At 66.8% G+C, this 17267-nt stretch carries 18 protein-coding genes; 3 read left to right on the top strand and 15 right to left on the bottom strand.

The genetic code is table 11. The annotated features are described in order from the left end of the window. Window positions 1–16: 16 nt before the first annotated feature. From NNL39_RS01425 to NNL39_RS01435, 3 genes are read right to left on the bottom strand one after another with little or no spacing between them, the layout of a single operon-like run. Window positions 17–880, bottom strand: coding sequence for an amidohydrolase family protein (locus tag NNL39_RS01425; protein ID WP_255159937.1), 864 nt, complete (start codon window positions 878–880; stop codon window positions 17–19). After that, on the bottom strand, window positions 877–2043 hold the full coding sequence (locus NNL39_RS01430) for a CaiB/BaiF CoA transferase family protein (RefSeq protein WP_255159938.1): 1167 nt from the start codon (window positions 2041–2043) through the stop codon (window positions 877–879). Before NNL39_RS01430 ends, NNL39_RS01425 begins: the two co-directional genes overlap by 4 nt. Next, entirely contained in the window at window positions 2033–2911 is an 879-nt protein-coding gene (locus NNL39_RS01435) for an alcohol dehydrogenase catalytic domain-containing protein (RefSeq protein WP_255160856.1), read from the bottom strand. Before NNL39_RS01435 ends, NNL39_RS01430 begins: the two co-directional genes overlap by 11 nt. On the opposite strand from NNL39_RS01435, the gene NNL39_RS01440 reads away from it, so the two are divergent. Next, entirely contained in the window at window positions 2825–3007 is a 183-nt protein-coding gene (locus NNL39_RS01440; protein ID WP_255160973.1) for a hypothetical protein, read from the top strand. The genes NNL39_RS01435 and NNL39_RS01440 overlap by 87 nt on opposite strands. Window positions 3008–3107: 100 nt before the next feature. On the opposite strand, the gene NNL39_RS01445 is transcribed toward NNL39_RS01440, so the two are convergent. Both NNL39_RS01445 and NNL39_RS01450 read right to left on the bottom strand, forming a co-directional pair. Next, window positions 3108–4445, bottom strand: a complete 1338-nt coding sequence (locus tag NNL39_RS01445) for an amidohydrolase family protein (protein ID WP_255159939.1) — start codon at window positions 4443–4445, stop codon at window positions 3108–3110. Continuing rightward, complete coding sequence (locus NNL39_RS01450) at window positions 4442–4999, bottom strand: OsmC family protein (RefSeq protein ID WP_255159940.1); 558 nt, start codon at window positions 4997–4999, stop codon at window positions 4442–4444. Before NNL39_RS01450 ends, NNL39_RS01445 begins: the two co-directional genes overlap by 4 nt. 199 nt (window positions 5000–5198) lie before the next feature. Here NNL39_RS01450 and NNL39_RS01455 point away from each other — a divergent pair, with 199 nt between their 5' ends. Then, entirely contained in the window at window positions 5199–6290 is a 1092-nt protein-coding gene (locus NNL39_RS01455) for an ABC transporter substrate-binding protein (RefSeq protein ID WP_255159941.1), read from the top strand. Window positions 6291–6598: 308 nt separating this feature from the next. Here the strand turns inward: NNL39_RS01455 and NNL39_RS01460 are convergent, their stop codons facing one another. From NNL39_RS01460 to NNL39_RS01505, 10 genes are all read right to left on the bottom strand, one after another. Then, complete coding sequence (locus NNL39_RS01460; RefSeq protein WP_255159942.1) at window positions 6599–6994, bottom strand: RidA family protein; 396 nt, start codon at window positions 6992–6994, stop codon at window positions 6599–6601. A 3-nt stretch (window positions 6995–6997) separates the two neighbouring features. Further along, window positions 6998–7834: an ABC transporter permease gene (locus NNL39_RS01465; RefSeq protein WP_255159943.1), complete on the bottom strand. Its 837-nt coding sequence runs from the start codon at window positions 7832–7834 to the stop codon at window positions 6998–7000. After that, complete coding sequence (locus NNL39_RS01470; protein WP_255159944.1) at window positions 7831–8673, bottom strand: ABC transporter permease; 843 nt, start codon at window positions 8671–8673, stop codon at window positions 7831–7833. The genes NNL39_RS01465 and NNL39_RS01470 overlap by 4 nt, the downstream gene beginning before the upstream one ends. Then, window positions 8670–9497, bottom strand: coding sequence for an ABC transporter ATP-binding protein (locus tag NNL39_RS01475; protein ID WP_255159945.1), 828 nt, complete (start codon window positions 9495–9497; stop codon window positions 8670–8672). The genes NNL39_RS01470 and NNL39_RS01475 overlap by 4 nt, the downstream gene beginning before the upstream one ends. Before the next feature lie 102 nt (window positions 9498–9599). After that, a complete protein-coding gene (locus NNL39_RS01480; RefSeq protein ID WP_255159946.1) occupies window positions 9600–10574 on the bottom strand; it encodes an LLM class flavin-dependent oxidoreductase in 975 nt (324 codons plus the stop codon). Further along, window positions 10571–11968, bottom strand: a complete 1398-nt coding sequence (locus NNL39_RS01485; protein WP_255159947.1) for a dihydroorotase — start codon at window positions 11966–11968, stop codon at window positions 10571–10573. The genes NNL39_RS01480 and NNL39_RS01485 overlap by 4 nt, the downstream gene beginning before the upstream one ends. Next, on the bottom strand, window positions 11965–12915 hold the full coding sequence (locus tag NNL39_RS01490; RefSeq protein WP_255159948.1) for an alpha/beta hydrolase: 951 nt from the start codon (window positions 12913–12915) through the stop codon (window positions 11965–11967). Before NNL39_RS01490 ends, NNL39_RS01485 begins: the two co-directional genes overlap by 4 nt. A 45-nt stretch (window positions 12916–12960) precedes the next feature. Further along, window positions 12961–13947 (bottom strand): TIGR03557 family F420-dependent LLM class oxidoreductase, encoded by a 987-nt coding sequence (locus NNL39_RS01495; protein ID WP_255159949.1) that lies wholly within the window; start codon window positions 13945–13947, stop codon window positions 12961–12963. A gap of 167 nt (window positions 13948–14114) precedes the next feature. Continuing rightward, window positions 14115–15317: an MFS transporter gene (locus NNL39_RS01500; RefSeq protein ID WP_255159950.1), complete on the bottom strand. Its 1203-nt coding sequence runs from the start codon at window positions 15315–15317 to the stop codon at window positions 14115–14117. Window positions 15318–15322: 5 nt separating this feature from the next. Then, window positions 15323–16171 (bottom strand): GntR family transcriptional regulator, encoded by an 849-nt coding sequence (locus NNL39_RS01505; protein WP_255159951.1) that lies wholly within the window; start codon window positions 16169–16171, stop codon window positions 15323–15325. 15 nt (window positions 16172–16186) lie between these two features. On the opposite strand from NNL39_RS01505, the gene NNL39_RS01510 reads away from it, so the two are divergent. Continuing rightward, a complete protein-coding gene (locus tag NNL39_RS01510) occupies window positions 16187–17266 on the top strand; it encodes a putative F420-0 ABC transporter substrate-binding protein (protein WP_255159952.1) in 1080 nt (359 codons plus the stop codon). The last annotated feature ends 1 nt before the right edge of the window (window position 17267 follow it).

Here is a 17267-nt window from a genome sequence, read left to right on the forward strand (position 1 = left end):
CGAGAGGTCGAGTGAATTACAGCCCGAAGAGCGTGCGTGCGTTGTCGAGCAGGATCTTGCGTCGCGACTCCGGTTTGAAGGGCAGCGCCTCGAACTCGTCCATCCAGCGGTCGGCGGTCATGACGGGCCAATCGGAGCCGAAGAGCACGCGGTCGCTGATGAGGGAGTCCGCGTATCGCACGACTTCCGGCGGAAGGTACTTCGGCGCCCAGCCCGAGAGGTCGAGGTACACGTTCGACTTGTGCCAGACCATCGCGAGGTTCTCGAGGTGCCATGGCCACGCAGGGTGCGCACTGATGATCTTGAGGTCGGGGAAGTCGGCGGCGACGTCATCGATGTAGGGCACGGGCTTCGCGTTCTCGAGACGGTAGCCTCCACCACCCGGCGTTCCGGCGCCCGCGCCCGGGAAGCCGCTGTGGAACATCACGACGAGCCCGAGATCGCTGCAGGTCTGCCACAGCGGGGAGAAGCGGGGGTCGTTTGCGAGAAACTTCTGCCGCGAGGGGTTGAGTTCGCCGACGCCCTTGATGCCGTACTCGCCGTGCATGCGCTTGATCTCTTCGATCGCCGCAACACCCTTCCAGGGGTCGATGCCGGCGAAGGCGAGAAAGACATCGGGATGCTCGGCCTGCGCTCGGCCCAACAGGTCGTTCGGCGCACCCTTGATGCCGCTCGTAGTCTCGGAGTCAGAGTTGACGATGACGGCCATCATCTTGCGCTCGCGATAGGCATCTGCCTGCTCCGCGAAGCTCACGACGGGCCGCTCGCGGCCGAAGTGCTTCGACATCTGCGCGTGGCGCTGCCCCATGGCGGCGATGAACTCCGCCGTCTGCGGGTGGGTGTGCACGTCGATCGCGACGAGGTCGTCGGGAATGCTCACGAGAGGGCTCCTTGAGTAGCGAGATCGGTCAGCACGGCGTCGGTATCGGCACCGAGCAGTGGTGCGGCTCGATACACAGGGCGCTTCGACCGTGAGAAGTCGACGGAGTGACGAGGGATGTCAATCGTGCTGCCGTCCGGCAGTTCGAGGCTCTCAACGAGCCCCATCGACGCGATCTGCGGATCGTCGAAGAGGTCGGCCACCGTGTTGAGCGGCCCGTGAGGGATGTCAGCCGCCTCGAGCCTGGCGAACCACTCGGCGCGCGTGCGCGTGCTCATGACGGCCTTGAGCTCGGCGTCGAGCTCGTCGTAGTGGCGCACACGGCCCTCGCGAGACGAGAAACGATCGTCGGTCGCGAGGTCGGGTCGCTCGACGACCTCGAGCAGTCCCGTCCAGAACTTCTCCGGCACCGACAAGTGCACGATGAAGGCACGGCCATCGACATCGGTGAATCCGTATGCCTGCGCGCGTCGAGGTCGCGAGTCGGGGTGCGAGATGGCACCGGTCTGCAGATAAGTCGAGGCCGACTCGGTGAGGAAGTCGATGAGAGCGCCCACCATGGGCACAGAGATGCTCTCGCCCCGGCCGCTCGAAGCCCGAGCGACGAGTGAGGCGAGCACCGCCTGCGCTGCGGCTTGGCCCGCGAGGAGGTCGGAGAATGCCGGGCCGAGCGGGCGCACCGACTCGGCGGGCACGATCTGGCTGTACATGCCGCCGACAGCCGAGATCACGGTGTCATAGCTGGGTCGGCTGGCGAGGGGACCGGTTGGCCCGAACCCCGTGATGGCGCAGGTGATGAGTCGCGGGTTGCGGGCGGCGAGCACGGCCGGGCCGAAGCCGAGTCGGTCGGCAACACCCGGCCGGAAGTTCTCGAGCAGGATGTCGGCGTCGTCCGCGAGCGCGAGAAGGGCATCCAGCCCCTCAGCACTCTTGAGATCGAGCACGATGGATCGCTTGTTGCGGTTGTAGGCGGCGAACTGCGGGCTGTAGCCCGACTTGCCCTCCCACCGGCGCATCGGGTCGCCCTCGGGCGCCTCGACCTTGATGACATCGGCGCCCATGTCGCCCAGCAGCTTCGCCGCGTAGGGTCCGGCGATGTACTGGCCGAGCTCGATGACACGGATGCCGGCGAGCGGGCCAGCCGGCGTGGGATCAGGAGACATCGATGACGACCTTTCCGAGTCGGTCAGGGTGCGAGAAGCGCTCGTAGGCGCTGGTGATCGTGGCGAGCGGGTAGCGGCTGTCGATACGAGGCACGACGGCACCCGACGCGGTGAGCGCAATGGCATCACGGATATCGGCGTAGTCGGCGCTTGCCGAGCCGACGAGACGGTGCCGACCGAGGTAGAAGCGGCGGAGGTCTACCCGCAGATCGGTGGAGACACTCGCCGAGCACACGGAGAGCGTTGCGCCCCAGCCGAGCACACCGAGCAGAGCGCTCGCGACATCGGCGCTCCCGGTCGTGTCGAGTGCGAGGTCGACTCCGTCGGGTGCGAGCTCGCGCACGCGGGCGACGATCTCCGAAGAATCCGCCACGATCGATTCGACTCCGTCGAGTGCGGGGGCGGGTCGACGGGAGACGGCCACGACTCGCGCTCCGCGGTGTCGCGCGTACTGCGCCGCGACGTCACCGAGGACCCCTGTCGCGCCGGAGATGACGACCGTCTGCCCCGTGTGCACATCGCCGGCCGCGCGAAGCGCCTGCAGCACGATGGGGAGGCTGTGAAGCATGCCGACGGCGAGCGCCGCATCGAGCTCACCGCGCGGGATGGCGCTGGCGGCAGGCACGGCGACGTACTCGGCTGCTCCGCCGTCGCGATGCACGCCGATCACGGTCTGCTGAGGGCAGCGCGCCTCAGACCCGCGACTGCAGAAGTCGCATGAACCGCACGGGATGTTCGGCTTGACAACGACAGGCTCACCGATTCGGGCGGCGTTGACGCCGTGACCGACGGCGTGGATCACGCCGACCGGATCGATGCCAGGAATGCGGGGCAAAGCGGCGGACGCCCCGGGACCGATGCCAGCGATGACATTGAGGTCCAGTTGATTGACGCCCAGCGCCTCGACTTCGACCAGTACCTCGCCGGCGCGGAGCACCGGAAGCGGTACGGGCGACACTGCTAGTCGCTCGAGACCGTGCGCGGTCAGCAGTGCGGCGAGCATGAGCCTCCGATGGCGAGGGGGCGAGCGTGAGCCGCATCGCCCTTTCTGGATACAGTATCCATTACTCGGTTCCCTGTCCAGCCACCGCGACGTCCCCCTCGCCCGTTCCTCCGACCGCCCAGCCTGCGCGGGCGAGTAGTGCGCGCAGCGCAGCGTGCGACCGTGCTCGCGCGGCGTCGAGCCCGGTGAGGTCGACTCCCCCACGTTTCACCCAACGGCCATCCACGAGGACATGATGCACGTCTTCGACACCGCAGGCCATGACGAGCGAGAGCACGGGGTCGAGAGCGACGGCGAATCCGAGTCGTCGAGCATCCACCACCACGATGTCAGCCCGAAGCCCCGGCCGCACCCGTCCGACCACGTGGTCCCACCCCAGGTCGCGGGCGCCCTCGCGCGTCGCGAGCGACAGCGCCGTGCGAGGGGTCACAGGGGCGCCACCACGAGCGTTGCCGAGGCGGACCACCGTGCGCATCTGCTCGAACATGTCGGCGCGAGCGGGCAGCGCGAGCGAGTCGGTCGACAGGCTCAGCTGCACTCCGGCATCGAGGGCAGCGACGATCGGAGGTGCCCCCATCGATCCGAGCTCGGTCGCAGGACTCAGCGAGATGGAGACACCTCGATGAGCGAGCAATCTCAGCTCCTCCTCGTCGGCATCGACCGCGTGAACGACCTGAAGCGCCGGCACGAGAAGACCCGCAGAATCCATCGCGCGAAGATCGGCATAGCGGTCGACGTCGGATCGACGACCGCCCATGTGCATGGTCATCGGCAGCCCGAGGCGTGCTGCCGCCTCCCACTCGGCGGCGAGCACCGCCGGCTCAGAACGGGTGGGCCCACGCACGGCGAGCCCGAGATCGCTCAATGGCCCGACTCCGGCGCTCGCCCATCGCTCGAGGTCGTCGAGATCGGCCGTCCTGGTCGCGTCCCAGGCGTCGGGATTGCCATAGGCGAGCCGCGTGCGAAGACCGCTCACTCGATGCGCGGCCGCCGTCGCCTCGGCATAGTCAGGGGAACGCAGGTTGTGGTGCCAGTCCACGACAGACGTGATGCCGCTTGCTGCCGACTCCCACAATGCCGCGAGCGTCGCCGCCGCAGTGTCATCGGCAGTGACGAGCGCTGCCAGCCGGCGCTTCACCGGAAAGTAGGCACGCTCGCCGACCCCCGTGGTGAGACCCCGGAAGAACGAGTTCCAGAGGTGCTGATGCGTGTCGATGAATCCTGGCATCACGAGCATGCCGCGGCAGTCGACCTCGTCGGCACCCTCGGGCGCTTGCAGGTCGACGCCGACCTCCGCGATGCCGCCGTCAATGAGCAGCACGTCGGCGTCGGGTATCTCGCCGAGCTCGTCGTCGAGGGTCAGCACGTACCCGCCCCGCAGGAGCGTCACCTCAGTCATCGCGACAGCTCGCGCTCGTCGTCACTGCGCATACTGTCCTCGCGTTCATCCAGCAGGATGCTGTCCCCTTGCCGCACGAGCAGCCTCAGTGGCACCGCCGCGGCGAGCAGCGAGGCCACGGGGCACCGAGCCACTCCTGCGCGGACGGCCTCGATCAGCGCGCCGTCGTCGACGGCGTCGGACGCGCACGCGATGTCCAGCACGAACCACGGCGGGTGCGGCGCCGCGGCACCGATGCCGAGCTCGCCCGCCATGTCGATCATGGTGCGAGCATCCACGGTGTCGGTGCGTGCGTCGACCGACCGCTCGGCGAACTCTTTCGCGATCCAGCCCTGCGAGCAGAACGCGAGGGCGGCGAGCAGATAGCGCAGGGGGCTCGGCGCAGAGCCGGAACCTCCGCGCTCGATCGCTTCATCGCTCTCGAATCGGTGCGACCGCCCGTACTGCTCGAACTCGGCTGCACCATGCACGCCCTCCACGATCGTCGCGCGCAACCACGGACGCATGATGCCCGCCTCCGGGTCGGCAGCGATGCGCGATCGGAGCTCATCCATCCCCCGATCAGCAGTGTTCGGCTGCATCGACGCCTCCTGTCTACGGCGCGGCTGGCCCGAGGCTGGCACGCGGCATATCACGATTTGGTGACCGTACGTAGACAGGAAACCACATTCTGGATACCGTATCCAGCATTCGGGCAACGACGCTCCCCCACCCCGGTCACGCGTCATGCCCCTGTACAGGAATGGGAGACACATGAGCACACTGTCCCGCAAGTGGGGAGTCGCCGTCGTCGCCGGCGTCTCCGCCGCAGCGCTGTTGGCCGGCTGCACCGCCCCGGCCGACCCCGGAACCGAAGAACCGGCCGGTGGGGTCACCTTCCCCGAAGGCGAGATCGGTCCCGCCGAAGACGCCGACATCACCGTCGCCATCCCTTTCCCCGACATCACGATGTACTCGATGTACGAGGTCGCCACGGCGAAGGGCTGGTACGAGGAGGAGGGTCTCACCGTCGAGGTGATCACCGCCGACAACGTCGCCGCTGCCGTGTCGAGCGGAAGTGCCGACATCGGCGTCGACAGCGCCGGCACCGTGATCGAGGCGATTCGCGGTGGCGTCGAGGCCGAGCTGCTCAGTGGTCACTACTGCCGCCAGAACTTCGACTTCGCCGTGCAGCCCGACATCACCTCGGTCGAGCAACTCGATGGCACCGCCGTCGTGCTCGCTGGTCAGGCTGGTGACCCCGCCGAGTTCCAGCGTGCACTCGCACTCAAGGAAGCCGGTTGGGACCTCTCGACGGTCAACGTCGAGATCGTCTATCCCGGCCCCGACTCGGCCACCTGGCGCGAGTTCTTCGTCAACGACCGGGTCAGCCTGATCCCGTTCTACGGCGACGACCGTCCGGCGCTCGAGGAGTACGGGGCGAACATCGTGGTGGAGTCGCTGCAGAACTGGGCGAACGACTTCCACATGGCCGGCTCGGCATGGCTGCAGGAGAACCCCAACAGCGCCGTGCGCTTCTTGCGCGCGACGATGAAGGCTGTCGACTTCATGGTGGCCCCCAGCGCCGGCGAGGTCCCGACGAACAAGGACGAGGTGCTCGACATCTTCGAGGCCGCTGACTTCGACGTCGCCGACCTGCGCGTGCAGGACAACCCGTGGGTTCTCGACGGCCACCTGGCCTGCCCGAACCTCTACGTGGACGAGGAGGCCTGGCAGATCACGATCGACACCCAGAGCCTGCAGCCGCTCGACTTCGATGAGAACGTCGACCTCGGCTACCTGCTGAAGGCTCAGGAGCTGCTGGGCATCGACAACGAAGGACCCAGCGAGATCGCCTACCCGTAGAGCTGTAGCAAGCACCTGAGAGATTCACCCGCTGGGTCCCTCCGCATCATAAGGGGGCCGGACGTCGAGACGACGTCCGGCCCCCTTCTTCGTGTCTGAGAGTGTCGTCGTTCGACCTCCGCTCTCCCCCTCGCCCACGGCCAAAGCCAGCCCTGCTGCACCTGGGTCTCCCACGCTTCGCGGCGCAGCGCCGAGGCAGGTCCCAAGGCTCCCCTGCACGAACCAGACGCAGCGTCCGGCACGTCAGCAGGCATGACACAGGCGGGCACCCCTGTGTGATAAGAGGTGCCCGCCTCTGGCGGTGTCAATCAGGCGAGCGCGGCAACCGCCTCGACTTCGATGAGGTACTCGGGATTCGCGAAGCCGGCGACCTGCACGAGTGTGCTGGCCGGGAAGGGCTCCGAGAAGTACTGCGAGCGCACGGCACGCAGTTCGGCGCGGTGGTCCAGGTAGCTCTCGCCGACGTAGACCGTCACCTTGATGATGTCGGCCAGAGTGCCACCCGCAGCGGCCATGACGGCTCCGAGGTTCTGCCAGAGCTGTTCCGACTGCGCGACGATGCCGTCGGGCATCGTGCCGTCGGGGCGATAGCCCATGATGCCGCTGAGGTACACCAGCGATCCGGGGTCAACGATCTTGACCGCTTGGCTGAAGTCCCACGTGGGCGCGTAGATCCCCTCGGGCACCACCGTCTCACGGTGCATGAATCAGCCCGCCTTCACGGTCGCGCGATCGTCATGCCACGGCGCGAAGCGCTTGCGCAGCAGCCCGATGACCGTGAGCGTGAGATTGGCGATGATGACCATCACGATGACCATGGCGATCGCGTCGTCCATCTGGAAGTCGAAGGCAGCCCGCTCGAGCAGGTGGCCCAGGCCGCCCGCACCCCCGAGAAACTCACCGAGCACTTGTCCGGTGAAGCCCAAGGCGGCTCCGCGCTGGATGCCGACCAAACTGAACGGCAACGTGCCCGGAATGAGCACCTTGACCCCCAACGCGATGCCATTGGCGCCGAATACGCGCCCCGCGTTGACGAGCGACCGGTTGACGGTCAGCGCGCCTTCCATGGTGTTGAGCATGATCGGGAAGACGGCGAGCAGCAGCACGAGAGCGATCTGCGACGCCGCACCCAAACCCAGGATGAGGATGATCAGCGGGGCAAGGGCGACCTTCGGTGTGGAGTACAGCAGCCACAGGAAGGGCGCGACGGTGAAGCGCAGCACAGGGAACCACCCGACTGCGAGTCCGACCACCACGCCGATCACGACAGCGAGCACAACGCCGATCGCCAGGTTGCCGAGGCTGTAGCCGAAGGCCGACCAGAAGTCGGGCCGCACGATGAGTTCGAGGAACGAGGCGGCAACGGCGGTGGGTGGCGGGAGGAAGACTGCCGGGACGAGCTGGAGCCAGCTCACCGCCGCCTCCCAGAGCAGCAGGATCGCGAGCACGACGCCCGCAAGGAGCAACCGCCAGCGGCCCTCCCCGGAGCCTCGCCTCGCGGATCGACTGGGGCGAACGATCTTGAGCGGCATCGTGGCGGTCACGAGGCGGCCCCCTTCCGACGGTTCCAGGGCGCGAGCCAGCGCTCGACGAGACCGACGAGCTGCGTCATCGAGACGCTCCAGAGAACGATGAGCATGATCGCCGCGAACGACTGATCCGTGTTGTAGGTATTGGCCGAGCGGATGATGACGGCGCCCATGCCGACTGAACTTCCGGTCAGCTCTGCGACCACCATGCCGATCGTCGCCAGCACAGCACCCTGGCGCAGACCGGCGAACAAGTACGGCACCGCGGCTGGCAGCAGGATCTTGCGGTAGACGTCCATTCGCGAACCGCCGTAGACACGAGCAGCACGGATGAGCGACGGGCTTGTCGTCCGAATGCCCGCGGCGAGATTCAGCATGATCGGGAAGATCGCGCTAATGACGATGAGAAAGATCACCGGCCCCGTGCCGAAGCCGAACCACGCCTTCGTGAGTGGCTGGTAGGCGACGGCCGGCGCGGCATACAGGGTCCAGGCGATCGGGCCGAAGACGCGATCGACCGGTACCGAACTGCCCATGAGCAAACCGAGCGGCACACCGATCGCGACGGCGATTGCGAACCCGGTGAGCCACGACTGCACCGACACGGCAGCGTTTTGCGCCAAGGTTCCCTGTTGCACGAGTTCGGCGAATCCCTGTGCCACGTCGAGCGGCGGCGGGAAGAAGACGGCGTTGACGAGGCCAAGCGTGCCCACGAGGAACTGCCACAGCAGGAGGAGCAGGACAACTTCGACAGCGATGAGGAGCGCTCGACCCCGAGGGCTCAGTCCTGCGATGAAGCCGGCGACTCCCCGTTGCGCACGCAGCCCCGTGGGGGCGGCGAAGAGGGAGCTCACGATCCCTGTCCTCCCCGTGATGCTGCAGTGGCCTCGTTCTGGAGCACGTCCCACAAGTGGTCGCGCAGCTCCAGGTACCTCGGGTCAGACTGCGCCCCACGCTCTGACCGCGGCCGAGGGAGATCAACGGTGATCTCCTCGAGAACCGCGCCGGGGTGGCTCTTGAACACAACGATGCGGTCACCCAAGAGGATGGCCTCTTCGATCGAGTGCGTGATGAAGATGACGGTCTTGCCGGTAGCGGTGATGAGTTTCTCGATCTCATCGCGCATGACCTCTCGGGTGAGAGCGTCGACGGCACCGAGGGGCTCGTCCATGAGCAGGATGCGAGGCTCAGCGACGATGGCCCGCGCGAGTCCGACCCGCTGCTGCATGCCGCCGGACAGCTCCCGCGGGTACGACTGCTCGAAGCCTGCGAGACCCACGAGTTCGATCGCGTTCTGCACGCGCTCGCGCCAGTCGCCCGAGTTCAGTGTCGACTGCATTTCGAGCCCGAAACGCACGTTGTCGAAGACCGAGCGCCATGGCAGCAGCGCGTAGTCCTGGAAGACGACGGCGCGGTCAGGGCCCGGCCCGGTCACGATGCGTCCGTCGACGGTGACGGTGCCCTCCGTGGGCTGCACGAGGCCGGCGATGACGTTCATGACGGTCGTCTTGCCGCAACCGCTCGGGCCCAGGACGGTGACGAACTCGCCCTCGGCGATGTCGAGGTTGACACCTTCGACGGCCATCAGGCTCGTCCCGGTGCGGGCGATGTCGTATCGCACCGTCACGCCGCGCACCTCGATCAGCGGCGCAGCAACGTTCTCTGCGGAGTCTGGCATGGGATCACGTCTCTCTGTGGTCGGTACCGGAGCTCGACTCCGGCGTCAGGTGGAAGGAGGTCGTCGGGGGCGACCAGATTCTCGATCGCCCCCGACGGCGCGTCAGCGCATCTTCGGAAGCACCTCAGTGCCCAGCAGCTCGATCTGCTCGAAATACTTGTCGAACTTGAACCGGAAGTCGAACACCAGGTGCTCGACGCCGACCGACTCGAACTTCTTGAGCTGCTCCACGGCCTGCTCGGGGTTGCCCAGAATCAACTGCCCCTCGAGGTCGTCGACCGTCTCGAACGTGCCCGACGGCGGCTTCACCGCGAACTTCGCCTTGTTGGCCCACGCGAGCAAACCAGGGATGTTGACGTGCTTGAGCGCCTCTTCGCGTGTGGACTCGATGCTCGTGGGAGGAATCACCGCGATGGTCGGCAACGAACGGCCCGCTTCAGCCGAGAGCTCGGTCATCGTGGCGATGCGCTTCTCCAACGTCGCCATCGAGATGCGTCCGGGCATCCAGCCATCGGCGTACTCCACCGCGAGGCGAGCGGAACGCGGCGTCGCACCGCAGTACCAGAACGGAATGCGACCGCCCACCGGCTTCGGTTCGATCGTGACGTTCTCGAACGAGAAGATGCCGTCGTCGTAGGTGACGTCGTTCTCGGTGAAGACGCGCTTGAGAATCTCGGCGTTGGAACGCACGGCCTCGACCCGGTCGAGGTCGCCCCAACCGATCGCTTCGAACTCGTGGTCGAAGGTGCCAGCCCCGAACCCAAGGATGAGTCGGTCGCCGACGAGCTGCGTCATGGTGCCGGCCATGAGGGCCGTGACGAGCGGGTGCCGGAACGGGATGAGCGAGCCCGTGCCGAGCTCGATCTTCTCGGTCACAGCACCGATCGCCGTGAGGGTGATCATGGCGTCGTAGAACGTACGGTTCGGTTTCTCCATCTCGCCGTGAGGCTCGAAGACCAGGTGATCGCGCACCCAGACCGAGTCGAAACCCATCTTCTCGGCGAGAATGGAACCTTCGAGCAGCTTGTCCTTGCTCGCGTGCTCACCGAAGTGCGGCAGCAGGAGTCCGAATTTCATCGTGCGTTTCCTTCTCTGTCAGTGCTCGACAGTGCGAGCTTTCCGGTACCGGGGGCGCCGGTGACGACGCCATCGGCGAAGACTTCATGGCCGCGCACGAAGGTGCGGTCGATCCGGGCCGAGATCTCGCGCCCGTCGTAGCAGGTCCACTCGATGCGCGAGAGCACACCGTCGTTCGTGATGGTCCACGGCGCGTTGAGGTCGGCGACCACGATGTCGGCATCGGCCCCGACCTCGAGCACGCCCTTGACTCCCTCGAGACCGAAAGCAGCGGCAGGCTGCGTTGCCACCATGTCGACGACTCGGTCAAGCGTGAGTTGACCCTTGTTCACGGCATCGAGCATGAGCGGGTAGTAGTACTGGATGCCCGGGGTGCCGGTGTGGGCGCTCCACATCTCGGTCCAACCGACCTCTTTCTCCTCGCGCGTGTGCGGCGCGTGGTCGCTCGAGGCGATGTCGATCGTGCCGTCGCGCATGCCCTCCCAGACGGCGGCCCGGTTCTCGTCGGGCAGCCAGTACGACAGCGCGTACGGGCCGAGCCGTTCGACGTCATCCCACGTCGATAGGAACGGCGCCCAGTGGTTGACCTCACACGTGACGTCGACGCCGTTAGCCTTCGCGCGGCGCACGGCCTCGATCGAGCGGGGCGTCTGAATGTGCGCGATGTGGATCGGGCACCCCGACGCTTCGGCAAGCCGCAGGACAACATCAATCGCGGTGTCCCAGATCACGCCCTCGCGAGCCGCGTACGCCGTCGCGTATCCCTGCGGAGTGTTCTCGCCGCGGGCCAGAATCTCACCCTCGATGTAGTCCATCAGCGCCTGGTCGTGCGGGTGGATGATGAACCGCTTGCCCGTCGTGGCGATGATGTCCATGAGCTGCAGCAGGTGACCGTGGTCGTGCATGCCGGTGCCAGCGGGGTGCGGGTAGGTGCGGCCCGTATCGACGACCATGTAGATCTTGTAGGCACGGATGCCCATCTCGCTCATTGCCACGACCTCGTCGAGCTTCGTCGGCGCAGGGTTGTGGTTGTAATCGACGATCGAGCTGCGCTCGTACATGCCGAAGACATCGCGCAAGGTCGCGGTGTCGGTCGTGGGGGGATCGAGATTCGGCATACCGAAGATCGTCGTCACCCCGCCGGCCGCCGCCTGCTCGGTCGTCGTGCGGATGTCCTCCTTGTGGGTGTAGCCGGGCTCGCGCGTGTGCACGTGCACGTCGACCATGCCTGGCAGCACGAGCTTGCCGGTCACGTCGATCGTGCGCGCAGCATCCACGGCCGTCTCGCGCGAGACGATGCCGGCGATGCGTTCACCGCTCACAAGCAGGTCGGCGTCAACGACGCCATGGGGCGTCGCAATGCGCCCGCCACTCAATCGAAGGTCGATGGTCACTGCGGTGTCTCCAGGTTCTCGATGGTCTCGCCGGACTCGGCCGGCAGGGTCGTGCGAATCTCGACGTCGCTCGGCCGCACGTAGCGGTCGAACCACTCGACGATGCGCGGGGTGGTCTGCTCCCAGTAGCGGTCGTACGCCGCGTAGTGCGTGGTGTGGTGCTGCATGATGAGCTGCTTCGGGCCGCGCGCTGCCTCGTAGAGCGCTTCCGCGTGATCCGTCGGTGTCGTGGCGTCACCCGCGACACCGATGACGAGCAGCGGGGTGTCGAGAGTGCGAGCCGTGACGATGGGCTTGTAGGCGATGATCTCCTCGGCCGCCGAGAGAGAGATCGAACTCGGGATGCGGTCGTCGACATCGGCCTTGATCGTGGTTGCACGACGCTCGGGGGTCGGCACCATGATGTCTTCGCGCGGATGCACGCGCCGACCTTCGCCGGTCAGCACTCGCTGCTTGCGATCATCATCGAGCGCAGCGAGGTAGGCGAGCCACTCGTGCTCTTGGCGCATGCGGTGGAGCCAGTCTTCGCCGTCGGAGACGGGCACCTGGCTGACGGCGGCCTTGATGCGAGCATCGGCACCGGCGAGCAGAATTGCGTTGCCACCGCCAGTGCCGCCGGTGCCGAAGGTTCCGATCGCGTCGACGATGACGTCGTCGCGCGTCGTGAGGTAGGTGACCGCGTTGACGAGGTCTTGGAGCTGGCGCGAGGGCGAGAGCACGCCGCGATCGCCGCCAGAGTCGCCGAAGCCGCGGTAGTCGATGATGAGCACGCCGAAGCCGGCGGCGATGAGCGCCTCGTGATAGCGCACGTAGAGCTTGGCGTCTTTCAGGCCGAGCCACCCCGGCCCTTGAACGATCGCCCGATACGGGCCGTCGGTGTCAGGTGTACGCCAGAGCGCAGCAATGCGATCTCCTTCGCTGTAGAACTCGACTGCTGTCTCTCTCACGTGGGCTCCTTGTTGTCAGGGGTGGGTCGGGGCTGGATGCTCAGCTCACGCCGTCAAGCGAGGCACGATCTCTCGGCCTGCGGTCGCGATCCAGTCGCGCTGGTGCTGGCCAACGTTGTGCAGGTACAGACGGTCGATGCCAAGGTCGAGGTATCGCTGCAGTTGCGCGCGGATGACGTCGGGGTCGCTCGTGATGAGCAGACGGCCGTGCAAGTCGTCGGCCCGTACTCGACGCGTGAGCTGCTCGACGTCATACGGGCTCCGGAGGTCGCTCTTGACGGCGCCGAAAGCCGCCATCGGCCACTGCTCCACGGCGGCTCGTTCGGCCTCTTCCTGCGTCGGAGCCCATGAGAGTTGCACCCTCAGCACTTTGAGAAGGCTTGAGGGTGAGCGTCCGGCGTCGCGGGCGCCCTCGTCGAAGCGGGACATGAGCGCGGCCACCTTCTCGACCGACGATGCCGTCGTGATGATGCCGTCTGCTTCACGACCGGCGCGCCGGGCGGTCACGGGGCCGTCAGTCGCGATGAGCACGGGGGGCTTCTCGTCAATCGTCCAGAGTCGGCTCTTCTCAAGGGCGACGTACTCTCCGCGGTGTCGCACCTCTTTGCCGCTGAAGAGCTTTCGGATCACGTCGACGGCTTCCCACATCATTTCGAGACGCTCGGGTGCCTCCGGCCAGTACCGACCCGCGATGTGGGCGCTGAGCGCCTCCCCTGCGCCGATGCCGAGCCAGTGTCGACCCGGGTGCAGAGCGGCGAGCGTCGCGCTCGCCTGGGCGATCACGAAGGGGTGCACGGTGTGGATCGGAGCGACCGCCCCGGGGCCGAGGTCGCCGTTCGTATGCTCAGCGATTGCCGCGAGCAGGGTCCAGACGTGCGGTGCTTCGTCGTGCACGGGCAACCACGGCTGCAGCTGGTCAGCCGCCATGACTCCGGAGAATCCCGCATGCTCGGCGAGCCGGCAGAGTTCGACGAGTTCGCGAGGCGGTACTCCACCGCTCATCGCGGCGTATCCGACGTGCACGGGTCTCATCGTCACTCCTCGCCGTTGGGGGTCTCACACCGCACGCGCGGTGTCGTGGACCATCATGGCGCATTCTGTATCCAGAATCCAGTAGCCAGAGAAAAAGACGAGTGCGCGATCGAACTCGCCAGGGGCGCGCGGAATGTCCGCCCCCGCGAACCTCTGGGCTCCGTTCGCTACGGCGAGGAAGAACCCCGCCCCGGATGCTGCTCCGGCGCGTCAGCAGCCCGCACGGCCCGAGGCACAGCGAGAAGTGCCGCGAGACCGAGGGTGCCCAGCATCGCGACCGAGAACGAGAGAGGGATCGCGAGTACGAGAATCGCGACGAGCGCGGGCGCCATGACCTTCCCGGTGTTGCGCACCGTCGACGTGATGCCGATGAACGATCCCCGGGCTCCCGCGGGAGCCGCGGCCGCGGCGACAACGTTGGTTGCCACACCGAGCAGGGCGTCTCCGATGCTCGAGATCAGCACGATGATGACGACCAGGATGACGGCGACCATCGATGCATCATTCGCGAGTGGTGCGGCCAGGAAGGGTCCCGCCGCCAGCAGCAGCGATCCCACGAGCACGGCGGTCACCCCGATACGGCGCAACAAGGCGGGCGCCAACGCCGCAATACCAATGCCAAGCACCGCACCAGCACTGAACGCCAGGCCGATCGCCGCGGCACCGAGTCCGGCGCGGTCAGCGAGGATCGGGAGAAAACTCAGCGCTGCGAACTTCAGCAAGAAGCGCACGAAACCGAGAGCTTGCACCCCGAGGCCGTCACGACTCGTCGCCGCCCTCACCGCGAGGTGGAAACTGGCACGACCCGAGAGGTGGCGAACGGGCGCGCCTGCCGGAAGTCCCCACCAGCAGAGCGCAGCGACAGGCAGCGCGAGCGCGCCGAGAAGCAGGGCGCTCTGCCAACCCGCCGCGACGACGAGGACGCCAGCGACCAGGGGCAGCGCCGCTTCCGTGGACGACATCACGACCACGCGCCGGCTCTGCGCTGCAGCCTGCCGCGATCGGTCGACGCTGTCAGCGAGCACGGAGACGCTGAGCGACAGCACGACGCCGAAGCTGGCGCCTTGCACGGTGCGCGCGAGCACCAGCATCCACGTCTCGGGTACGACGACCGGCGTGATCGAGACGAGCCCGAATGCGACGAGCGCCACGACCATGACAGGACGCGCGCCGATGCGATCAGCGAGCGCCCCCGCGGGGATCGCCGAAACGGCCCCCGCCAGCACGTAGACGAGCATGACGAGCGACACCGCCGGGTCGTCGAGCCCGAGCGCTCGCTGCAGTTCGGGCAGCGCGGGAACGATGCCCTGCACCCCCGTCAGAACGACCGCACCGGCCGTGGCCGCCGCGAGCTCGGGCCGAGGGCGCACGCGTGTCAGTTCGCGGCGCCGTCGCGGCGGATCATCTGGAGCACTCCATCGCGCACGGTGCCGAGGTGCTCGCGGAGAGCCGCCTTCGCGGCGTCGAGATTGCCCGTCACGACGACGTCAACGAGCTCGCGGTGAGAGTGGTCGTGCGCACCGGCGACGCGCCAGCCGAGTACATAGAGGCCGACCTTGAGACGCAAGTCTTCAATGAGCTCCCAGGCCAGTGGGTTGTTCTCGGCGTCATAGAGCTCGGCGTAGAACTCTTCGCGGGCACGGAGGAAGCCCGCGCCCTCTTCTTTCGCATCCGAATCGTCGGCGAGCGCGCGGAGTCTGTCACAGCGCGCGGGCGTCATCGTGGACATCGAGCGCACGAGAGCGTGCTCTTCGAGGAGCTGCCGCAGCTGGTAGATCTCGGTCACCTGCTCGACGGTGAGCGATCGCACGACAGCACCCTTGCGGTCGTGCATCTCGACGAGACCGTCCGCTTCAAGTTGAATGAGCGCCGAACGCACCGGGACACGACTCACTCCGATCGCCTCGGCGAGAGTCTCTTGGCGCAGCTTCTGGCCCGGCTCGAACACTCCCGAAAGAATGGCATCGCGAAGAACGTCGTAGACCATCGCCCCGACGGAGCGGTAGCCGACGGCGGCTTGGCTGGCGAGGCCCTGCAGGCCGTCGAGGCCCGCACCACGGGCGGAGCTCGGCACGTCGGCCGGTGCTTCCTGGCTCGTCATCGGAATCCTCCAGACATCGACGCTACGGGTATGCAGTCTAGGCAGGTTATCGAATACCGTATCCCTGAGTATGCATCGTGATGACTGAGTGTCGCAGACATGTATACTGGATACAAGACCCACGGGAAACCTGTCCCGTTGTTCTCCCGTCCGGACTGGGACGGGGTGGTCGCTGGCGTCGAGCCGGTTGTGCACCTCATCACCCCTGCCCACACCCCGGATGGAGCATCCATGGTCTACTCGTTCACCACCTCTCTCGCACTCCGTCTCTCCGCGCTGGCCGCCATTCCCGTGGTCGCGCTCAGCGGGTGCGCCGCTTCGACCTCAGCCGAACCGGCGCCGAGCGACGCCACCGCGGTCACCGTTGACAACTGCGGCACCGAGGTCGTCTTCGACTCGCCGCCGCAGCGCATCGTCACCGTCAAGTCGTCAACAACCGAGCTACTGCTCGCGCTCGGTGCCGGCGATCGCATTGTGGGGCAAGCCTTCCCTGACGGCCCGATTCCGGAGCAATGGGCGCCCGCGGCCGACATTCCCGTGCTCTCCGACAGTGCTCCTGGCCAGGAGGCCGTGCTCGAGCTCGAGCCCGATCTCATTTTCGCGGGATGGGAGTCGGTGTTCAGCGCCGACAGCTCGGGCGAGCGCGACAGCTACGCAGCGCTGGGCATCCACACCTATGTCGCGCCGAGCGCCTGCAAAGACCCCACGTACCAGCCTGACCGCATGACGGTCGATGAGCTCGAGCGCCAGATCACTGAGCTCGCCGAGATCATCGCCGTCGACCCGGCACCGTTCCTCGCCGAGCAGCGGGCGACCCTCGACGCCATCTCTGCCGACACGCGCGAGCTTCGAGCCCTGTGGTACTCCTCGGGCACCGACACCCCGTACGTCGGTGCCGGCATTGGTAACCCGCAGCTGATTCTCGACCTTGTTGGTCTCGAGAATGTCGCCGCCGACGTCGCCGACACCTGGACGTCGATGAGTTGGGAAGCCATCGTCGACGCCAACCCCGACGTCATCGTGCTCGTCGACGCGACCTGGAACAGCGCCGCTGACAAGATCGCGCTGCTCGAGTCGAACGCCGCAACGGCCGAGCTCGACGCCGTGCAGAACTCGCGCTATCTCGTGATTCCTTTCGCCTCGACCGAGGCCGGAGCCCGCACCGCCTGGGCCGCAGCCGACCTCGCTCAGCAGCTCGCCGAGATGCCGATGGACTGAT

This window comes from Microcella humidisoli (assembly GCF_024362325.1).
GTDB lineage: Bacteria > Actinomycetota > Actinomycetes > Actinomycetales > Microbacteriaceae > Microcella > Microcella humidisoli.

What these genes read in the sequence shown, in the direction of transcription:
- NNL39_RS01430 (WP_255159938.1), bottom strand. Translation starts at nt 2,043, where the DNA reads ATGTCTCCTGATCCCACGCCGGCTGGCCCGCTCGCCGGCATCCGTGTC.
- NNL39_RS01445 (WP_255159939.1), bottom strand. Translation starts at nt 4,445, where the DNA reads ATGACTGAGGTGACGCTCCTGCGGGGCGGGTACGTGCTGACCCTCGAC.
- NNL39_RS01450 (WP_255159940.1), bottom strand. Translation starts at nt 4,999, where the DNA reads ATGGATGAGCTCCGATCGCGCATCGCTGCCGACCCGGAGGCGGGCATC.
- NNL39_RS01455 (WP_255159941.1), top strand. Translation starts at nt 5,199, where the DNA reads ATGAGCACACTGTCCCGCAAGTGGGGAGTCGCCGTCGTCGCCGGCGTC.
- NNL39_RS01460 (WP_255159942.1), bottom strand. Translation starts at nt 6,994, where the DNA reads ATGCACCGTGAGACGGTGGTGCCCGAGGGGATCTACGCGCCCACGTGG.
- NNL39_RS01475 (WP_255159945.1), bottom strand. Translation starts at nt 9,497, where the DNA reads ATGCCAGACTCCGCAGAGAACGTTGCTGCGCCGCTGATCGAGGTGCGC.
- NNL39_RS01480 (WP_255159946.1), bottom strand. Translation starts at nt 10,574, where the DNA reads ATGAAATTCGGACTCCTGCTGCCGCACTTCGGTGAGCACGCGAGCAAG.
- NNL39_RS01495 (WP_255159949.1), bottom strand. Translation starts at nt 13,947, where the DNA reads ATGAGACCCGTGCACGTCGGATACGCCGCGATGAGCGGTGGAGTACCG.